Genomic DNA, 16,559 nt, shown 5'->3' on the forward strand with positions numbered 1-16,559 from the left:
CGATCAGCGGATAGCAGCGCCGCATGTCGACGCTGCAAGCCGATCCCGAAGACAGGATTGCCGCACCGGCCGGTCGCGCCGGCATGATGGCGCGTCTGCTGGGTCCGTTGGCCCGCCTGCGCCGGCGCAAAAAAACCGCGCCGCATGATGATGCGGCTGATCACGGGCCGGATCACGGGGCTGCTGGCCTTGATGGCGGCGAGGACCAGGTCGGTGAAGACCGGCCTGGCGAGGATCGCGCCGGCGATTTTGCCGGGCAGGATGCCGGCGGCCAGGATTACGAACCCCGCCGTATGGGCTTCAAGCATAAGCTGCTGGGCGTTTTGTATCTGCTGGGTCTGGTGCTGTGGCCGCCCTTCCTGCGCGGCAATCTTTCCACTTTGGGGCGCCGGTTGCTGGCGCCGGCCTGGCTGCTGCTGTTGCTGGCGCTGATCGGCGGCGGCGGCTATATCGCGGTCACCGGCCAGTCGCTCACCGTGCTGCCGGGATCGGAAGTGGTGATCGGCGTATCCAAGCTGGCGCTGCCGCCGGAAGCCAAGCTGGAAGGCGATCAGAAGCGCGCCGAGCAGGCACAGAAAACCGTTGAGGGCATCGGCCGCTATCCCAGCGGCCTGCTGATGGCGCCGGATCCGGCATTGGTGGAATCCAGTGCCATCGGTCAGATGCCGAAGATCGGCAGCGATGGCCGCCAGCCCTGGCGCGCCTATGCGCGGCCCTATGACGAGCCCGCCGACCGCCCGCGCATGGCCATCGTGCTCACCAATCTGGGGCTGAATGAAAGCCTCACTGCCAAGGCCGCCGAATTGCTGCCGCCGGCCATCACCTTCGCCTTCAATCCCTATGCCCCCAATCTGCGTGCGCAGATCGAGAATGCGCGCATGCTGGGCCACGAGGTGCTGCTGCAATTGCCGATGGAGCCGTTCGATTATCCGATGAGCGATCCCGGCCCCAACACATTGCTGACCAGCCTGACCGAACAGGAAAATCTGCGGCGGCTGGATTGGCTGCTGTCGCGCGCGCCGGGTTATGTCGGGTTCACCAATCTGATGGGCGCGAAATTCACCTCCTCGCCCGAGCATATGCGGTTTCTGGCCCAGCAGTTGAAGCAGCGCGGTTTGATGTTCGTGGATGCGCGCACCGCGCCGCGCAGCGTGGGCGCCCGCCTGGTGCAGGAAAACGGCGGTGTGTATGCCATCGGCAATCGCTGGATCGACCAGCAGCCCACCGGCCCGGTGATCGAATCCCGCCTCGACGAACTGGAGCGCCTGGCGCGCGGCGGCGGCGTGGCGGTGGGCTTCGCCACGCCCTATCCGATCACGCTGGATCGTCTGGTGCAGTGGAGCAAATCGCTGGCCGGCAAAAGCTTCGCGCTGGCGCCGGTTTCCGCCCTCGTCAATCGTCAACCGCTCGAGTGATCGCAATCCGAATGACCGCCATGGATTTTGAACAGCGCCCCTATCGTTTGGGCGTGGGCGTGGCCCTGCTGAATGCCGACGACATGGTGTTTGTCGCCCGCCGCATCGACCAGACCGCCGAAGCCTGGCAGATGCCGCAGGGTGGCATCGACGAGGGCGAAGATCCGCGCGCCGCCGCCTTCCGCGAATTGGAGGAAGAGATCGGCGTGAAGCCGGGCCAGACCGAGATGCTGGCCGAAAGCCGCGACTGGCTGAGCTATGACCTGCCCGCCGATCTGGCCGACAAGGTGTGGAAGGGCCGCTATCGCGGGCAGAAGCAGAAATGGTATCTGGCCCGCCTGCTGGCCGATGAAAGCGCGATCAACATCGCCACCGAACATCCTGAATTCGATGCCTGGCGCTGGGCGCGCTTCGGCGATCTGCCCAACCTGATCGTGCCGTTCAAGCGGCCGATCTATCAAGCCATCGTGGCCGAATTCGCCGGCCGCGTGCGCACCAGCTGAGCGGTCGGCCATGAGCAGGGGCGACATCCTTCTGCTGCATGGCGCTTTCGTGGGTGGCTGGGTGTTCGAACGCCTGCGCGGCCATCTCAGCCATCGCGGCTGGCGCACCCATGCGCCCGACCTGCCATTCCATGGCCCCGATCATGCCGCCAGGGATGCCAATGGGCAGCCACCCGATCCACGCTTGGCCGAGCTTGGCCTGCGCGATTATCGCCGCGCGATGAAGGCCGAAATCGCCAAGCTGAATGGCAAGCCGGTGTTGATCGGCCATTCCCTGGGCGGCCTGCTGGCCCAGCAATTGGCGGCGCGCGAGCTGTGCCGCGCGGCGATCCTGTTGGCGCCGGTGGCGCCGTGGGGCGTGCTGGGGGGTGTGCTGCCCCATAGCTGGCAGGAGATGGCCGGCGGCCCATTGATGCAGGGATTGGGTCTGATGTGGAAGGGCGGCACCTTCTGGAACAAGGCGCTGCCGCCGGATCGGCAGCTCGCGCTGGATTATGCCATGGCGCATCTGCCGCCCTCGTTGCAGCGCGATGCGCTCAACCGCCTGGTGCCGGAATCCGGCCGCGCGCTGTTTGAATCCCTGATGTGGTGGCTGGATTGGCAGGCCGCTTCGCATGTGAAATTCCACGACCTGAAATGCCCGCTGCTGATCCTGGTGGGCGAGGATGACCGGGTAACCCCGCCATCCTCCTGCCGCGCCATCGCACGCCATTACCCCGGCCGCGCGGTGTATCGCGAATTGCCCGGCATGGGGCATTTCCTGTTCGGCGAAAGCAACGAGGCGCTGCTGTTTCAGGAATGCGCCGATTGGCTGGAGGCGCTGCCATAGGCCGGCCGGGAATTAGCTAAAAGTAAGAATCCCGGCCTTGTTTTACCGCTGGTTGCTATAACATACAGGGGAGAAACCTGATTCCCCTCCCTGGCCCCGCAAAACCAAGGCTACGCTTCTCCCATGGCCCCTGAGCAGACCACGACCGCCGCTGTCCGCCGGCCGACCGAACGCCATGCGCCCAGACCCCGTAAAACCGCCAGCGGCGGGGTGAATGTCACCACCGTGGTGGGCCTGCTGGGGGCGCTGCTGCTGCTCGGCTTCGTGGCCATTCATGAAGGCGATATCTTCAACTATCTCAACCTGGTGGGTTTCATCATCGTGTTCGGCGGCGTTTGCGTCGGCGCGCTGATTGCCTTCCAGGGGCGCGAGATCATGGCCGCCCTGCGGGCCTTCGGCGCCATTTTCAGCCGCGATGCCGGCATCCGCACCGAAATCGCCGAACTGGTGGAAGTGGCGCGCCAGTTGAGCGGCCGGAATATCCATCAGGCGGAAGAGCGCATCGCGCGCATCACCAGCCCGTTTCTCAAACTGGGCCTGCAACTGGTGATCGACGGCACGCCGGTGGACGACCTGATGCACATCATGAACTGGCGCATCCGCAAGATGGCCGAGATCGAATCCGCCCAGGCGCGGTTTTTCCGCACGCTGGCCACCCTGGCGCCCGGCTTCGGCCTGCTCGGCACGCTGGCTGGCATGGTGGCGATGCTGCGCGAATTGGGCAATGGCGATATCGAGCGGGTGGGCAGCGGTATGGCGGTGGCGATGCTGGCCACGCTGTATGGCGTTGTGTTGTCCAACCTGATCTTCAAGCCCATTGCGATCAAGATCGAACAGCGCACCCAGCGCCGCGTGGCGATGCTGAACATTCTGCTGGAAGGCATTCTGCTGGTATCGCTGGGCCGCTCGGCCGGCGTGGTGAGCGATGCGATGGAAGCTTTCCTGAACGAAACCCGCGACGAGATTTCCGATGTCTGAACACGGGCCGGGAACCAGCGCCTTCGAGATACGCCAGGCGTTGCAACGGCGCGCGGCGCAGAAGGCCGGCGACCGCAGCGGCCATAGCGGCCTGTCGCGCCGCGCGCTATCGCAGGATAGCGGCTATGCCGTGTCGCAGGATAACGGCTATGCCGGGCCGGCCCGGATCGCCGATGAGGCCGAGGATTGGGTGATCAGCTATATGGACATGGTCACCCTGCTGATGATCGTGTTCCTCACCCTGGTGGGCATGCTGTGGGTGGATAAGAAAACCCGCCCCACCGTGGTGAATGTGCTGCAGATCGAAACCGGCCAAATGCCGCGCCAGGATTTTTCCGATGCGGCGATACCGGCGCCGTTTCCGCAGCAACAGGCCGCCCAGCAGCAGCCGGCACAGCAACAGGCGGCGAACCTGCCGCCCTATGCAACGATCAGCCCCGGCACGCAGATGGCGGTGGATCATTGGGTGCAGGCGATCCGTCAGAACGGGCTGGACCAGCAGGTACAGTTGCAGGTGCAGGAAAACCGCGTGAGCATCGCCATCCGCGACCGGCTGCTGTTCGGCTCTGGCCAAAGCGATATCCAGGATGCCGGGCAATCGGTGATCCGCCGGCTGGCCAGCCTGCTGCGCGACATGCCGGGCACCATATCGGTGGAAGGCCATACCGATACCGTGCCGATCCAGACCGAGCGTTATCCGTCGAACTGGGAATTGTCGGCCGGGCGCGCCGCCGCCGTGGTGCGCGCATTGGCCGAAACCGGCCTGCCGGCAAACCGCCTGCGTGCCATCGGCTATGGCGATTCGCGCCCCGTGGCGCGCGGCAACGACGAAGCCAGCCGGGCGCAGAATCGCCGCGTGACGCTGGTTGTGGAAGATCAGCGCTGAAGCGCAAGGATACCGTGGCATGACCTCCGATTCCGCCAAAACCATATCGCTGCAACGCCTGGCCATGCGGCTGAGCCAGCAGCATGCCGGCAACACCGCCATCCTGGTGGATCTGTCGGCGGTTCCGGCAATTCATAACCGCATCATGTTTCGCAGCTTCGCCCGCTTCATCGAGGAACGCACCATCGATGAACCGATCGACGCATTGCCGCTGGCACGCAATATCCTGGTGCTGATGGCGCCGCATGCGGTGGCGCAGCGCATTCTGGCCAAGCTGGAAAAGCTGAACCAGCAATTGCAGGAAGATCGCCATGGCGCTCTGGGCCTGCGCAGCTTCGATCTCGACAAGCAGGCGGCGCGTTTCACCGATACCGCCCGGCGGTTGATGGAGCAGGCGCCGGCGCCGGGCTCCGAGCGCAGCATCCCGGTGCGCGACGAGGCGCCGCCCAGCGCCGATGCGCTGACCGATGTGATCACCCTGCATCGGATTCTCTGGCAGGCCGATCTGTCGAACCAGACCCGGCGCCAGGCGATCTGGCAGCTGGTGCGCGATACGGCGCCGAAAATCCTGGCCGAGGAAGTCTGGATTTCGATTGCCGCCATCGAGCGCGCCACCGGGATTCCGCTCGGCAACGATATCTGGCTGCTGGCCAAGGCCACCGAATTGCTGGATCAGCGCGTGCTGTCGCATTTCCTGTCCGATACGGCGATGCTGACTCTGCCGCTGTCGATCAACCTGCATCTCACCACGCTGATCGGCGCCACGTTCCGCAAGCTGCTGCAAGACAAGCCGGTGGCCGATGTGGAAAAGCTGTTGGTGGAAGTGCCGCTGCTGGAATGGCGGGTGAACAGCACGCTCAGCCAGGCCGCGTTGCGCATCCTCAAGCAGCATGGCATCCGGCTGGCGCTGGATGGCATCCTGCCCGATGTGCTGGCCGGGCTGAGCGATGCGGAAATCGCCGCTGCCGGTTTTCTGAAACTGGATGCGGCCGGTGCGCTGGCGGTGCGTCAGGTCGAAGCCTTGCAGGCTTTGCCCGCCGAAAAGCGCGCGGCGATTCTCGACAAGGCGATTTTCTGCCATTGCGACAATTCGCAGGCGGTGATCGCCGGCATCGAGGGCGGGGTGCGCAATTTCCAGGGCCGCGGGCTTACCCCGCTGCTGGAGGATACCGATGCCATCGAACGCCTGCTCGGCTATGAAGCGGCGGAAGGCGTGGTGGCGGCGCTGAAAGGCCTGCCGGCGCGCCCGGCCTGAACGCTAACCCTTGAAGCTATCCTTCGCCTTGCGCGCGGCGGCAAACACCGCCGTGTCGTCGGCGCCGGCGGCAATTCCGGCAGCCGAAAGGCTGGCGCGGATCTCGGCGCTCATCGGGCGCAGGAAGGGATTGCAGGCGCGCTCCTGATCCAGCCGCGAGGGCACGGTGGGTTTGCCGGCGCCGCGCAGGACCTGGATATCCTGCCAACGCTGTTGCAGGGCGGCATTGCCGGGTTCCAGGCTCAGCGCGAAGCGCGCATTGCTTTCGGTATATTCATGGGCGCAATAGATGCGGGTTTCGCCGGGCAGCGCGGCCAGCTTGGACAGCGAGGCCCACATCTGCGCCGCCGTGCCCTCGAACAACCGGCCGCAGCCCAGCGAAAACAGCGTGTCGCCGCAAAACAGCGCGGCATCCTGGGCAAACCAATAGGCGATATGCCCGGCGGTATGGCCCGGCACATCGAATACCTGCGCCACCGCGCCGCCCAGTGCCACGCTGTCGCCATCGCCCACCGCACGCCGCAGGCCGGGAATCCTGGCGGCTTCGTTGCGCGGGCCGATCACGTCGCAGCCGGTGGCTTCCATCAAGGCGCGGTTGCCGCCCACATGGTCGGGATGGTGATGCGTGTTGAAAATATGATCGAGCCGCCAGCCGCGGCGCTGCAATTCGGCCAGCACCGGCTCATGCACGGCGGGATCCACCACGGCCGTGCGGTTTTCCGCCGGATCGTGCAGCAGATAGATGTAATTGTCGGACAGGACGGGGATTTGTACGATTTCCAGGGGCATGGCTGGCAGTTTAGCCGATGTGCTAGACTATCGCCATGCTGCGCCCGGATGTGATCGACCTGCGCGAATTCTACAACGGCCGCCTCGGCATGGCGGTGCGCCGCATGCTGCGGCTGCGGTTGCGCGCGATATGGCCCGATCTGCATGGCCTGCGGGTGCTGGGCCTGGGCTATGCCACGCCCTATCTGCGGATTTTCGAAACCGAGACCGAGCGTGTGCTGGCCGCCATGCCGGCCCAGCAGGGCGTGTCGCGCTGGCCGCGTGGCAAACCCGGTCGGGTGATGCTGGTGGACGAAGGCGACCTGCCGCTGCCCGATGCCTCGGTGGATCGCATCCTGCTGGTGCATGCGCTGGAAAATTCCGATGCGGTACGGCAATTGCTGCAGGAAGTGTGGCGCGTGCTCACGCCCCAGGGCCGCATCCTGGTGGTGGTGCCCAACCGGCGCGGCCTGTGGGCGCATATCGAAACCACGCCGTTCGGCTATGGCCGGCCCTATACGCCGCCGCAATTGACCAGTCTGATGCGGGATTCCGGTTTCTCGCCGCTGCAAACCCAATCGGCGCTATGGCTGCCGCCCTGGGATCGCGGCTTCGTGCTGCGCGCCGCCGCGGCCTGGGAACGCACCGGCGAATGGCTGTGGTCGCGGTTTTCCGGCGTGCTGCTGCTGGAAGCGGAAAAACAGGTCTATGGCGTTACGCCGCTGAAACCGCAGCGCGCCAGGCAGCGCGCTTTCGTGATGCGCCCGCAGGTGGCCGGCCGGCTTTTGCCCAAAAGCCTGCCCGAGGCTTTACAGCCCGGCCCCGGCCATGGGATCAAGGCGCCATGAGCGGATTAAACGACTATCTCACCCTTTCTGCCGATATCTTGCGCCAGGCTGCCAATCCGGCATTGGCGCAGGGCGCGGAGCAAGCGGTGGCGGCCATCGTTGCGGCGCTGAAGGCCGACAAGCCGCTGCTGGTTTGCGGCAATGGCGGTTCGGCCGCCGATGCCATGCATATCGCCGGCGAGCTGGTGGGTCGCTTCCTCAAGGAGCGCCCGGCGCTGCGCTGCATCTGCCTGTCGGATAACGCCGCCATCCTCACCGCCTGGTCCAACGATTACAGCTACGACACGGCATTCGCCCGCCAGGTGCAGGCCTATGGCCAGGCCGGCGGGGTGTTTTGGGGGATCTCCACCTCGGGCAATTCGGCCAATGTGGTGAATGCCGCCCAGGCCGCCCGCGCGATGGGCATGACGGTGCTGTCGCTCACCGGCGAAGGCGGCGGCAAGCTGGCCGCCCATAGCGATATCCTGCTGGCCGCGCCCTCGCGCCACACCCCGCTGATCCAGCAGGTGCATATCTGCCTGTATCACTATATCTGCGAAAAGATCGAAGCCGCTTTCGCCTGATTCCGGCTGCGACAATAATCCGCATATCCCTTGTTGACATTTATATTAGAAATTACTAAATTAGATTTATCTAATATATGGAGTGCGCGGCGATGAAGGCCGTCGATCTTGACCGCATGCAGGCCAGCGCATCTGCGGCCAGCGAATTCCTCAGCAACCTGGCCAACGAAAAGCGGCTGCTGACGCTGTGCCGTCTGATGGAGGCGGAATCCTCGGTGGGCGAACTGGCCGAGGCGGTGGGCCTGAGCCAATCGGCGCTGTCGCAGCATCTCACCCGTCTGCGCAAGGATGGCCTGGTGGAAACCCGGCGCGATGGCCAGACCATCTATTACCGCATTGCCGATCCACGCGTGAAAAAACTGATCCGCGTGCTCTACGACACCTTCTGCAAAGTTTAAAAAGACAGGAACAGCATCATGAGCCAGATCAACAAAATCACCCCGGCCGAATTGCAGGCGCGCCTGCAGCAGGGCGATGCGCCGCTGCTGATCGATATCCGCGAGCCATCGGAATATGCCCGCGAGCATATCCAGGGCGCCCGCCTGGTGCCGCTGAATGCCATCGACAGTCATGACTTCGATGCCGAACGCAACCGCGTGGCGGTATTTACCTGCCGCTCTGGCAATCGCACCGCCATGCATGCGGCGCGCCTGCTGGCCAAGGGTTTCAAGGAAGCCTATGCTTTGCAGGGCGGGTTGGATGCCTGGAAGGCCGCCGGCCTGCCGGTGCATTTCAATCCCAAGGCACCGATCGATTTGCAGCGTCAGGTGCAGATCACGGCGGGCGGACTGGCGCTGATCGGTGCCGTGCTGGCCTGGTTCGTGGATCCGCGTTTCATCCTGCTGTCTGGCTTCATCGGCGCGGGGCTGGCCTTTGCCGGCGTCACCGGCTTTTGCGGCATGGCGCGGGTGTTGGCGGTTATGCCGTGGAACCGCCGGGCGCTCGGCATTTAACAATCGGGGAGTAGGAACATGCAGACGTCAGAGACTATCCAACCAGACGTAAAAGGCTTTTTCGATCCCGATACTTTCACGGTGTCGTATGTGGTGGTCGATCCGGCCAGCAAGCGCGCCGCATTGGTGGATTCGGTGCTGGATTACGATCCGGCTTCCGGTCGCACCAAAACCGCATCCGCCGATGCGCTGATCAAGGATGTGCAGGCGCGCGGCCTCACCGTGGATTGGATCCTGGAAACCCATGTGCATGCCGATCATCTTTCGGCGGCGCCTTACTTGCGCCAAAAGCTGGGCGGCCGGATCGGCATCGGCGGCAGCGTGGTGCAGGTGCAGCAGGGCTTCGGCAAGCTGTTCAATGCGGAAGCCGGCTTCGCCCGCGATGGCAGCCAGTTCGATCATCTGTTCAAGGATGGCGAAAGCTTTTCCATCGGCGGCCTGAAAGCGCAGGTTCTGCACACGCCCGGCCATACGCCGGCCTGCATGACCTATGTGATCAATGATGCCGCCTTCGTGGGCGATACATTGTTCATGCCCGATTACGGCACCGCGCGCTGCGATTTTCCCGGCGGCGATGCAGCGCAGCTTTATCGGTCGATCCAGCGCATCTTCGCGCTGCCGCCGCAAACCCGGCTGTTCATGTGTCATGATTACAAGGCGCCGGGGCGCGACGAATACCGCTGGGAAACCACCGTGGCGGCCGAAAAGGCCGGCAATGTGCATGTGCATGACGGCATTTCGGAAGCGCAATTCGTGGCCATGCGCCAGGCGCGCGATGCCACGCTCAGCATGCCGCGGCTGATTCTGCCCAGCGTGCAGGTGAACATGCGTGCGGGCCATATGCCGCCGCCGGAAGCCAATGGCGTGCGCTATCTGAAAATTCCGGTGGATGCGCTTTAACCTATGCGTTTCGATATGAGCGGCCTGCGCGGCCTGTTCCCGATCCTGGATTGGGGCCGTCGTTATGATCGTGCGCAGGCCATCAGCGATCTGCTGGCGGCGGTGATCGTCACCATCATGCTGATCCCGCAAAGCCTGGCCTATGCCATGCTTGCCGGTCTGCCGCCGCATATCGGATTGTATGCGTCCATCGCGCCGCTGGTGGCCTATACGATTTTCGGCGGCAGCCGCGCACTGGCGGTGGGGCCGGTGGCGGTGGTGTCGCTGATGACGGCCTCTGCCGCCGGCGCGGTGGCCGAACCGGGCAGTGCGGCCTTCGTGCAGGCGGCGCTGGCGCTGGCGCTGCTGTCTGGCCTGGTGCTGCTGGTGATGGCGGCGTTGCGGTTGGGCTTCCTGGCGAATTTTCTCAGCCATCCGGTGATCTCGGGCTTCATCAGCGCATCCGGCATCCTGATCGCCTTCAGCCAGTTGAAGCATCTGCTGGGCATCGATGCCGGCGGCGAAACCTTGCCGCAGATGTTGCAGGCGCTGTTGCCGCGTCTGCAGCAGATCAACCTGCCCACCCTGCTGATCGGCGGGCTGGCATTGGGCTTTCTGTTCTGGGCCCGCAAGCGCATGAAGCCGCTGCTGCTGCGGCTGGGCTGTAAGCCGTTGCTGGCCGATATGCTGGCCAAGGCCGGCCCGATCCTGGCGGTGATCGGCAGCATCCTGGCGGTGAAGGCGTTCGATCTGGCACAGGCCGGCGTGAAACTGGTGGGTGCGATACCGGCCGGCCTGCCGCCCTTCACATTGCCGGATTGGGCGCCGCAATTGTGGCTGCAATTGCTGCCGGCGGCTTTGCTGATCGCGCTGGTGGGGTTCGTGGAATCGGTTTCGGTGGCGCAAACCCTGGCGGCCAAGAAGCGCCAGCGCATCCTGCCCAATCAGGAATTGGTGGGCCTGGGCAGCGCCAATATCGCGGCGGCCTTCACCGGCGGCTTTCCGGTCACCGGCGGGTTCGCCCGTTCGGTGGTGAATTTCGATGCCGGTGCCGCCACGCCGCTGGCCGGCGGCTTCACCGCCATCGGCATCGCCGTGGCAACGTTGTTTTTCACCCCGCTGTTTCAGGAATTGCCGCGCGCCGTGCTGGCTGCCACCATCATCGTGGCGGTGCTGTCGCTGGTGGATCTCGGCGCGTTGAAGCGGGTCTGGCGCTATTCCAAGGGCGATTTCATGGCCATGGCGGCCACCATGCTGCTGGTGCTGGGCGTGGGCGTGGAAACCGGCATCGCGGCCGGCGTGGCGCTGTCGCTGCTGATGCTGCTGGCGCGCATCGCGCGGCCGCATATGGCGATTGTGGGCCAGGTGCCGGGCAGCCAGCATTTCCGCAATATCCGTCGCCACGAGGTGGCCACCAGCCCGCATGTGCTGAGCCTGCGCATCGATGAAAGCCTGTATTTCGCCAATGCCCGGCAGATGGAGGATTGGATTCTGGCCGAAGCGGCCGCGCGGCCCAAGCTGCGCCATGTGGTGCTGATGTGCCCGGCGGTGAACATGATCGACGCCAGCGCGCTGGAAAGCCTGGAAGCGATCGATGCCCGTTTGCGCGATGGCGGCATCACGCTGCATCTCTCCGAGGTGAAGGGCCCGGTGATGGACCGGCTGCGGCGTTCGGATTTTTTCGCGCATTTCAGCGGAAAGGTGTATCTCAGCCAGTATGACGCGATCTGCGATCTGGACCCCGATTGCGCCAGCCGCGCGCTGCAGCCGCAAACCGCAATAAAACCCGCATGAATCCGCTTGCCAGGGCGGCGTTAAATCCGCTATCACGCGCATAACTGCTGATTGATTTTCGCAGGTGCGACGTGGCTATGACCGATCTACAGCGGGCCGCCATTCTTGGGGGCGTTGTGCTGGGCGTCATTGCGGTAGCCGGCGTGATCGGCGCCACCGCGGTGTCGAGCTACAAGGCCCAACAGGAAGCCCAGATCCACTACCGCTCCGGCAGCAATGGCGGCGTGATGGATCGGCGCGACTGCCTGAACAACCACCTCGCCACGATGAACCGGCTGGACCGCCAGCAGATCTATAACAAGATCGTCGATTGCGAGCAGAATATCCAATCCCTGGAAGGCCATATGAACCGCGAGCGCGTGCGTGCGCCCGGCGAGGCGGGATCGGACCAGCAGCAATAGTCCAGCAATAGTCCAGGGAGCGGCGAGGCCGGCAGCCAGGCCGCTCAGCGCAAATCCTCGGCCATATGGCGCAAGGCGTCGCGCAGGCGGTTGAGCGCCGGCGAGGCCGGCCGGTCGGCCCGGGTGGTCATGCCAACCGCACCGGTGGGCCGGTCGATGCGCAGCGGCAATGCCGCCAGCATGGCCTGTTCCAGGTCGTCGGCCACCACGCCGCGCGAGATGATCCAAACCGCATCGGAAATCCGCGTATAGCGCCGGCCGAAGCTGGGCGAGACGGTTTCGATCACATCGGCAAACCCGGTCACGCCCTGGCCCAGCATCAGCCGCTCCACATCGGGGCGGATGATCGCACCGGGCATGGGAAACAACACGGTGTAGGCCGCGATATCGTGTAAAGTGAGGCTGCGCGCGCCGGATCGTGCCAGGGCCTGGATCAGCGGATGCTGCGGCCGCACCACGAAAACGATCTCGTCGGTATAAAGCGGCTCGAAGCTCAGCCCCTGCATCAGCTTGGGTTCGGATAGCCGGCCCACAACGATATCCAGCTGGCCGCCATTGAGCAGGCCGAGCAGATAATCATTGGGCCCGGTCAGCACGCGGATGGTGGCATTCAGGCCCTGATTTTCTTGGCCCCCCTGTCCTGGGCGCTTGGCATGCAGCAAGGCCGCCGGCACCAGCCGGGTTGCCACCGTGGGCAGCGCGCCGATGGCCAGAAAGCCGCCTTCGCCCCGGGCCGTCTGGCCGATACTGGCAAAGCCCTCGCGCAAGGCGGCCATGCCGGTTTCGGCATAGCGGCGGAAGGCCTCGCCGGCCGGTGTGAGAAAAACCCCGGCCCGGCTGCGCTGCAGCAGGCTGCCGCCCAGAATCTCCTCCAGCTCGGCAATCGCCTTGGATACCGCCGGCTGGCTCAGCCCAAGCCGCCCGGCGGCCTGGCCGAAGCTGCGTTGGGCCGAAACCTCCAGGAAGCAGGAAAGATGGCGCAGCTTGATTCGGCTATCGAGCATCGGGTTAATATATATCTATTTCGATATGAATATATCACAGAATATCATTTTACATTCCATATGGATAAGTGTGAGATCGCGCCGGGTGGAAATAGCAGTCGGCAGGGAAGCCATGGCGGAGAATCCGAGCAAATACGAATCCGGCATGGCGGTGCGCCGCAAGGTGCTGGGCGATGCCCATGTGGATCGTGCCGAAGCGGCCAAAACCGATTTCGACCGGGATTTTCAAACCTTCATCACCGAAACCGCCTGGGGCTCGCTCTGGGCGCGGCCGCATTGGCCGGCGCGGCAGCGGTCGATCATCACCATCACCTTGTTGGCCGCCCTGGGCCAGGACGAGGAATTGGCCATGCATGTGCGGGCCACCCGCAATACCGGCGCCACCGAAGACGACCTGCGCGAGGCGATGCTGCATGTGGCGGTGTATGCCGGCGTGCCGGTTGCCAATCACGCCATCAAGATCATCAAGCAGACCTATGACGGAATCCGCGCCGGCGAAAGCCAGGCCGGCATCAAACAGCCCTGACGCAGAGCATCCTGCGTAGAACAATCCTGACGCAGAGCATCCTGCGTAGAAGAATCCTGAGGCAGGTAGTAACATGGAAAAAACCGGACAATATTATCAGCGCGACCGCCTGATCCACCCGCCCGCCTATACGCCGGGCTACAAGACCAGCGTGCTGCGGTCGCCCCGGCTGGCCTTGCTGTCGGTGGAGCAATCGCTGTCGGATATCACCGGGCCGGTTTTCGGCGCCGACGAGATCGGCCTGCTGGATAACGATCTGCTGCGCAATTACGCCAAGACCGGCGAGCCGATCGGCGAACGCATGATCGTGCATGGCCGGGTGCTGGATCAGGATGCCAGGCCGCTGGCCGGCGTGCTGGTGGAATTCTGGCAGGCCAATGCCAGCGGCAAATACCGCCATGTGAACGACACCTACAAGGCCGCTATCGATCCGAATTTCGGCGGCTGCGGCCGCGCGCTCACCGATGCCAATGGCTTCTACACCTTCCGCAGCATCAAGCCCGGCCCCTATCCCTGGCGCAACCGGCTGAACGATTGGCGCCCGGCGCATATCCATTTCTCGATCTTCGGCCATGGCTTCAGCCAGCGCCTGATCACCCAGATGTATTTCGAAGGCGATCCGCTGATCCGCCATTGCCCGATGCTGAACGGCATTCCCGATGACGGCGCACGCCAGCGGCTGATCGCGCCGCTGGATCTGAATGCCTCGATCCCGCTGGATAGCCTGGCCTATCGCTTCGATATCGTGTTGCGCGGTCGGCGCGGCACGTATTTCGAGAATGGTCAGTAAGGCGGGAGGACATCATGAGCAGCTATCTCGACGAAACCGCTTCGCAGACCGCCGGCCCCTATGTGCATATCGGGTTGATCCCCGCGCAGGCCGGCTTCGATATCTTCCAGAACAATTTCAGCAACCAACTGGCCGGTGCCGAAACCAAGGGCGAGCGTATCCGCATCGAGGGCTATGTGATCGATGGCACCGGCGCGCCGATCCGCGATGCGTTGCTGGAAATCTGGCAGGCCAATGCCGCCGGCCGCTACAATCATCCGGAGGATAAGGCTTCCCCGGATGCGCCGCTGGATCCGAATTTCCGTGGCTGGGGCAGGGGCGGCACGGATTTCCGCACCGCGCTGTATCACTTCGATACCATCAAGCCCGGCGCATTGCCCATGCTGGATGGCCGCATGCAGGCGCCGCATGTGAATTTCTGGATCACCGCGCGCGGCATCAATATCGGCTTGCAGACCCGGATGTATTTCGCCGATGAAAGCGCCGCCAATGCCGCCGATCCGCTGCTGCGGCTGATCGAACAGGATAGCCGGCGGCAAACCCTGATCGCGCCGCGCGAGGCCCGCGATGGCACCATCGTCTACCGTTTCGATATCCGCTTGCAGGGCGATGGCGAAACGGTGTTTCTGGATGTGTAGCATCCGGATGCGCTTGATCGCGCCGCGGGTTGGGATGAATGTAGGCATCGTCAACCAACCGGCGAAGGGCCAGTCGATGCATGAGATAGGGCCGATGCATGAGATGATTAGGGCCATGGCGTTTGGCTTGGGCGGATGGCAGCCGCGATGACACCGCCAACCCTGACACTGCCAACCCTGACACTGCCTGCCTCACCACTGGCCGCGATGTTCGGCAGCGCGGCGATGGAGGCGTTGTTCACGCCCGAGGCCGGCTTGCAGGCCATGCTGGATGTGGAAGCGGCCCTGGCGCGGGCCGAAGCGAAATGCGGCATCATCCCCAAACGCGCCGCCGCGCCGATTGCCAGGGCCTGCGATGCCGCGCGCTACGATCTTGCCGCCCTGGGCCAGGCCGCACGGCTGGCCGGCAATCTGGCGATACCGATGGTGAAGGCACTCACCGCCGAAGTGGCCCGGCGCGACAGCCAGGCCGCGCGCTATGTGCATTGGGGCGCCACCAGCCAGGATATCATCGATACCGGCCTGCTGTTGCAACTGCGCCAGGCGTTGCTGCTGATCGAGGTCGATCTGGCCGGCTTGGATCGTGCGCTGGCCGGCTTGGCGCGGCGGCATAAAAAAACCCTGATGGCCGGCCGCACATGGTTGCAGCAGGCCGCGCCGATTCCGTTCGGCCTCAAGCTCGGCGGCTGGCTGGGCGCGATCCGGCGCGACCGCGCGCGGCTGCGCCAGATCAAGCCGCGCCTGCTGGTGCTGCAATTCGGCGGCGCGGTGGGCAGCCTGGCCAGCCTGGGCGATGCGGGCCTCAAGGTCAGTGCGGCACTGGCGAAGGAATTGCAGCTTGGCCTGCCGCCGCAGCCCTGGCATGGCCAGCGCGACCGCATGGTGGAAATCGCCGGCTGGCTCGGCTTGCTCACCGGCAATCTGGCCAAGATGGCGCGGGATATCTCGCTGCTGATGCAGACCGAACTGGGCGAGGTGTATGAACCGGCCGGCGCCGGCAAGGGCGGGTCTTCCACCATGCCGCATAAGCGCAATCCGGTGGGCTGCGCGGCGGTGCTGGCGGCGCATGCGCAGGTGCCGGGATTGCTGGCCGGGCTGTATGGCGGCATGGCGCTGGAACATGAACGCGGCCTGGGCGGCTGGCAGGCGGAATGGCAAAGCCTGCCCATGCTGTGCAAGCTGACCGCCGGTGCGCTGGGCCAGATGCGCGAGATCGCCGAAGGCCTGGAGGTGGATACCCGGCGCATGCGGCGCAATCTGGATATCACCGATGGCCTGATCATGGCCGAAGCGGTGTCGCTGGGCCTGGCGCGTTTCATCGGCAAGGCAGCCGCCCATGGCATCGTGGAAGCCGCCAGCAAACAGGCCGTGGCGCAGCGGCGCGGTCTGCGCGAAGTGCTGGCGGAAAATCCCGCAGTCACCAGGCATCTGGATAAATCCGCGCTGGATAGGCTGTTCGATCCGGCGCGCTATACCGGCATGAGCGAGGCATTCATCCGCCGCAGCCTGGCCGACAAAGGATAACCGGC

At 64.5% G+C, this 16,559-nt stretch carries 19 protein-coding genes; 17 read left to right on the plus strand and 2 right to left on the minus strand.

Translation table 11 applies throughout. From position 1 onward, the window contains the following. The first annotated feature begins 23 nt into the window (after positions 1 to 23). From KF827_RS04865 to KF827_RS04890, 6 genes are all read left to right on the plus strand, one after another. A complete protein-coding gene (locus KF827_RS04865; protein WP_291001113.1) occupies positions 24 to 1,415 on the plus strand; it encodes a divergent polysaccharide deacetylase family protein in 1,392 nt (463 codons plus the stop codon). Between the two features lie 11 nt (positions 1,416 to 1,426). Next, complete coding sequence (locus KF827_RS04870; RefSeq protein ID WP_291001119.1) at positions 1,427 to 1,918, plus strand: RNA pyrophosphohydrolase; 492 nt, start codon at positions 1,427 to 1,429, stop codon at positions 1,916 to 1,918. Between the two features lie 10 nt (positions 1,919 to 1,928). After that, positions 1,929 to 2,747 (plus strand): alpha/beta hydrolase, encoded by an 819-nt coding sequence (locus KF827_RS04875; RefSeq protein WP_291001124.1) that lies wholly within the window; start codon positions 1,929 to 1,931, stop codon positions 2,745 to 2,747. Between the two features lie 123 nt (positions 2,748 to 2,870). Further along, positions 2,871 to 3,725 (plus strand): MotA/TolQ/ExbB proton channel family protein, encoded by an 855-nt coding sequence (locus KF827_RS04880; RefSeq protein WP_291001128.1) that lies wholly within the window; start codon positions 2,871 to 2,873, stop codon positions 3,723 to 3,725. Then, positions 3,718 to 4,611 (plus strand): OmpA family protein, encoded by an 894-nt coding sequence (locus tag KF827_RS04885; protein ID WP_291001132.1) that lies wholly within the window; start codon positions 3,718 to 3,720, stop codon positions 4,609 to 4,611. Before KF827_RS04880 ends, KF827_RS04885 begins: the two co-directional genes overlap by 8 nt. Positions 4,612 to 4,630: 19 nt before the next feature. Further along, positions 4,631 to 5,866, plus strand: coding sequence for a hypothetical protein (locus tag KF827_RS04890; RefSeq protein WP_291001135.1), 1,236 nt, complete (start codon positions 4,631 to 4,633; stop codon positions 5,864 to 5,866). A 3-nt stretch (positions 5,867 to 5,869) separates the two neighbouring features. Here the strand turns inward: KF827_RS04890 and gloB are convergent, their stop codons facing one another. After that, positions 5,870 to 6,655 carry a hydroxyacylglutathione hydrolase gene (gene gloB, locus KF827_RS04895; RefSeq protein WP_291001139.1) on the minus strand — a complete coding sequence of 262 codons (786 nt, stop codon included), beginning with the start codon at positions 6,653 to 6,655 and terminating at the stop codon, positions 5,870 to 5,872. Between the two features lie 35 nt (positions 6,656 to 6,690). Between gloB and KF827_RS04900 the strand changes: the two genes are divergently transcribed. The 7 genes from KF827_RS04900 (at position 6,691) to KF827_RS04930 (ending at position 12,072) form a co-directional block, all read left to right on the plus strand. Beyond that, the gene (locus KF827_RS04900) at positions 6,691 to 7,482 is read left to right on the plus strand and encodes a class I SAM-dependent methyltransferase (protein ID WP_291001142.1); all 792 of its coding nucleotides are present in this window, start codon (positions 6,691 to 6,693) and stop codon (positions 7,480 to 7,482) included. Beyond that, positions 7,479 to 8,045, plus strand: a complete 567-nt coding sequence (locus KF827_RS04905; protein WP_291001151.1) for an SIS domain-containing protein — start codon at positions 7,479 to 7,481, stop codon at positions 8,043 to 8,045. The genes KF827_RS04900 and KF827_RS04905 overlap by 4 nt, the downstream gene beginning before the upstream one ends. Before the next feature lie 92 nt (positions 8,046 to 8,137). After that, on the plus strand, positions 8,138 to 8,443 hold the full coding sequence (locus tag KF827_RS04910) for a metalloregulator ArsR/SmtB family transcription factor (RefSeq protein ID WP_291001154.1): 306 nt from the start codon (positions 8,138 to 8,140) through the stop codon (positions 8,441 to 8,443). 18 nt (positions 8,444 to 8,461) lie between these two features. Then, positions 8,462 to 8,998, plus strand: coding sequence for a rhodanese family protein (locus KF827_RS04915; RefSeq protein ID WP_291001157.1), 537 nt, complete (start codon positions 8,462 to 8,464; stop codon positions 8,996 to 8,998). Between the two features lie 18 nt (positions 8,999 to 9,016). Continuing rightward, the gene (locus KF827_RS04920; RefSeq protein ID WP_291001164.1) at positions 9,017 to 9,898 is read left to right on the plus strand and encodes an MBL fold metallo-hydrolase; all 882 of its coding nucleotides are present in this window, start codon (positions 9,017 to 9,019) and stop codon (positions 9,896 to 9,898) included. A 3-nt stretch (positions 9,899 to 9,901) separates the two neighbouring features. Then, complete coding sequence (locus tag KF827_RS04925; protein WP_291001167.1) at positions 9,902 to 11,671, plus strand: sulfate permease; 1,770 nt, start codon at positions 9,902 to 9,904, stop codon at positions 11,669 to 11,671. Between the two features lie 77 nt (positions 11,672 to 11,748). Continuing rightward, positions 11,749 to 12,072 carry a hypothetical protein gene (locus KF827_RS04930; RefSeq protein ID WP_291001169.1) on the plus strand — a complete coding sequence of 108 codons (324 nt, stop codon included), beginning with the start codon at positions 11,749 to 11,751 and terminating at the stop codon, positions 12,070 to 12,072. A gap of 44 nt (positions 12,073 to 12,116) precedes the next feature. Here KF827_RS04930 and pcaQ read toward each other — a convergent pair whose 3' ends face one another. Continuing rightward, positions 12,117 to 13,076, minus strand: a complete 960-nt coding sequence (pcaQ, locus tag KF827_RS04935; protein WP_291001171.1) for a pca operon transcription factor PcaQ — start codon at positions 13,074 to 13,076, stop codon at positions 12,117 to 12,119. A 112-nt stretch (positions 13,077 to 13,188) separates the two neighbouring features. Between pcaQ and pcaC the strand changes: the two genes are divergently transcribed. From pcaC to KF827_RS04955, 4 genes are all read left to right on the plus strand, one after another. Next, the gene (gene pcaC, locus KF827_RS04940; RefSeq protein ID WP_291001173.1) at positions 13,189 to 13,602 is read left to right on the plus strand and encodes a 4-carboxymuconolactone decarboxylase; all 414 of its coding nucleotides are present in this window, start codon (positions 13,189 to 13,191) and stop codon (positions 13,600 to 13,602) included. Between the two features lie 73 nt (positions 13,603 to 13,675). Continuing rightward, a complete protein-coding gene (gene pcaH, locus KF827_RS04945) occupies positions 13,676 to 14,392 on the plus strand; it encodes a protocatechuate 3,4-dioxygenase subunit beta (RefSeq protein ID WP_291001176.1) in 717 nt (238 codons plus the stop codon). A gap of 14 nt (positions 14,393 to 14,406) precedes the next feature. Beyond that, positions 14,407 to 15,030, plus strand: coding sequence for a protocatechuate 3,4-dioxygenase subunit alpha (gene pcaG / locus KF827_RS04950; RefSeq protein WP_291001179.1), 624 nt, complete (start codon positions 14,407 to 14,409; stop codon positions 15,028 to 15,030). A gap of 147 nt (positions 15,031 to 15,177) precedes the next feature. Next, complete coding sequence (locus KF827_RS04955) at positions 15,178 to 16,554, plus strand: 3-carboxy-cis,cis-muconate cycloisomerase (protein WP_291001182.1); 1,377 nt, start codon at positions 15,178 to 15,180, stop codon at positions 16,552 to 16,554. Positions 16,555 to 16,559: the final 5 nt, after the last annotated feature.

Source organism: Ferrovibrio sp. (genome assembly GCF_019636075.1).
In the GTDB taxonomy this organism is placed as follows: domain Bacteria; phylum Pseudomonadota; class Alphaproteobacteria; order Ferrovibrionales; family Ferrovibrionaceae; genus Ferrovibrio.

Bases quoted from the DNA above. Each gene is read 5' to 3' on its own strand.
- KF827_RS04865 (WP_291001113.1), top strand. From the start codon at position 24: ATGTCGACGCTGCAAGCCGATCCCGAAGACAGGATTGCCGCACCGGCC.
- KF827_RS04870 (WP_291001119.1), top strand. From the start codon at position 1,427: ATGACCGCCATGGATTTTGAACAGCGCCCCTATCGTTTGGGCGTGGGC.
- KF827_RS04875 (WP_291001124.1), top strand. From the start codon at position 1,929: ATGAGCAGGGGCGACATCCTTCTGCTGCATGGCGCTTTCGTGGGTGGC.
- KF827_RS04880 (WP_291001128.1), top strand. From the start codon at position 2,871: ATGGCCCCTGAGCAGACCACGACCGCCGCTGTCCGCCGGCCGACCGAA.
- KF827_RS04885 (WP_291001132.1), top strand. From the start codon at position 3,718: ATGTCTGAACACGGGCCGGGAACCAGCGCCTTCGAGATACGCCAGGCG.
- KF827_RS04890 (WP_291001135.1), top strand. From the start codon at position 4,631: ATGACCTCCGATTCCGCCAAAACCATATCGCTGCAACGCCTGGCCATG.
- gloB (WP_291001139.1), bottom strand. From the start codon at position 6,655: ATGCCCCTGGAAATCGTACAAATCCCCGTCCTGTCCGACAATTACATC.
- KF827_RS04900 (WP_291001142.1), top strand. From the start codon at position 6,691: ATGCTGCGCCCGGATGTGATCGACCTGCGCGAATTCTACAACGGCCGC.
- KF827_RS04905 (WP_291001151.1), top strand. From the start codon at position 7,479: ATGAGCGGATTAAACGACTATCTCACCCTTTCTGCCGATATCTTGCGC.
- KF827_RS04910 (WP_291001154.1), top strand. From the start codon at position 8,138: ATGAAGGCCGTCGATCTTGACCGCATGCAGGCCAGCGCATCTGCGGCC.
- KF827_RS04915 (WP_291001157.1), top strand. From the start codon at position 8,462: ATGAGCCAGATCAACAAAATCACCCCGGCCGAATTGCAGGCGCGCCTG.
- KF827_RS04920 (WP_291001164.1), top strand. From the start codon at position 9,017: ATGCAGACGTCAGAGACTATCCAACCAGACGTAAAAGGCTTTTTCGAT.
- KF827_RS04925 (WP_291001167.1), top strand. From the start codon at position 9,902: ATGCGTTTCGATATGAGCGGCCTGCGCGGCCTGTTCCCGATCCTGGAT.
- KF827_RS04930 (WP_291001169.1), top strand. From the start codon at position 11,749: ATGACCGATCTACAGCGGGCCGCCATTCTTGGGGGCGTTGTGCTGGGC.
- pcaQ (WP_291001171.1), bottom strand. From the start codon at position 13,076: ATGCTCGATAGCCGAATCAAGCTGCGCCATCTTTCCTGCTTCCTGGAG.
- pcaC (WP_291001173.1), top strand. From the start codon at position 13,189: ATGGCGGAGAATCCGAGCAAATACGAATCCGGCATGGCGGTGCGCCGC.
- pcaH (WP_291001176.1), top strand. From the start codon at position 13,676: ATGGAAAAAACCGGACAATATTATCAGCGCGACCGCCTGATCCACCCG.
- pcaG (WP_291001179.1), top strand. From the start codon at position 14,407: ATGAGCAGCTATCTCGACGAAACCGCTTCGCAGACCGCCGGCCCCTAT.
- KF827_RS04955 (WP_291001182.1), top strand. From the start codon at position 15,178: ATGACACCGCCAACCCTGACACTGCCAACCCTGACACTGCCTGCCTCA.